This window comes from Bacillus sp. MUM 13 (assembly GCF_001866725.1).
In the GTDB taxonomy this organism is placed as follows: domain Bacteria; phylum Bacillota; class Bacilli; order Bacillales; family DSM-1321; genus Peribacillus.
The window spans coordinates 1-916 of the sequence record NZ_MLYQ01000174.1; the positions used below are offsets into that span (position 1 = coordinate 1).

At 39.5% G+C, this 916-nt stretch carries 1 protein-coding gene; it reads left to right on the forward strand.

What is annotated here, in order from left to right; genetic code table 11:
* Positions 1 to 230: 230 nt before the first annotated feature.
* On the forward strand, positions 231 to 916 hold a 686-nt coding region (locus BIV59_RS22540), incomplete at its 3' end, for an MFS transporter (RefSeq protein ID WP_139194450.1).

Sequence of the window (916 nt, forward strand, 5' to 3'; positions counted from 1 at the left end):
CAACCCTTTGTTCCATAGCATCATTATGGAACGGAAATTAACCACTTTGTCTCTAGCAGCAAAATAAGGAAAATAGCCTGAAAAAATTCAATAATTTTTATGAGCATGATTGACGGGAAGAGAAATAAACAATAAAATCAGAAAATAGTCAATATTTTAACGGCTTACATTCATCAGGAGGAAGAAATAGGGCGGAGAAAGACAGGATATACATAGGAAATGGGGATTATATGAGCAGAATATTTCGAGAGGTTGGCCCGATTGGCTGGAATATTATTATTGGAACAATGTTTGGCAGGATGGCTATATCCATGAGCATGCCATTTTTAGCGATATATTTGACCAAAACCCTGCATGCTTCACCGGCTGAGGCAGGTGCGATTGTGGCAGTAAGTGCCTTGGCGGGCGTATTTTCAAGCTTCATTGGAGGATATTTATCTGACAGATTCGGGAGGCGGAATATCCTTCTTATATCTGTCTTTTTGTGGGCAGCAGTATTCGCTGGGTTCGGGGCTGCACATAGTGTTATTGCTTTTTTTATCATGAATTCATTGAATGGTTTATGCAAATCGCTGTTTGAACCATCTTCACGGGCTTTGCTGTCTGATATTACTGAAACGAAAAACAGGCTGATGATATTCAATTTAAGATATACAGCGATTAACGTGGGGGTGACCTTTGGCCCTATTCTTGGATTGAAGCTTGGATCATCACACTCTACGGCAACCTTCTTTGCAGCGTCAGGTATATATATTGTATATGGAATTTCTCTGGCCATTTCTTTAAAGCATTATGTCCCAAAAAGGAGGACTTCAGAGAACCGTGTTGCATTAAACGAAGCGTTATCATTAGTCAGGAAAGACAAAATTTTCACATTGACACTTCTAGCCATGATTCTTTCCATCATAGGTTTTTC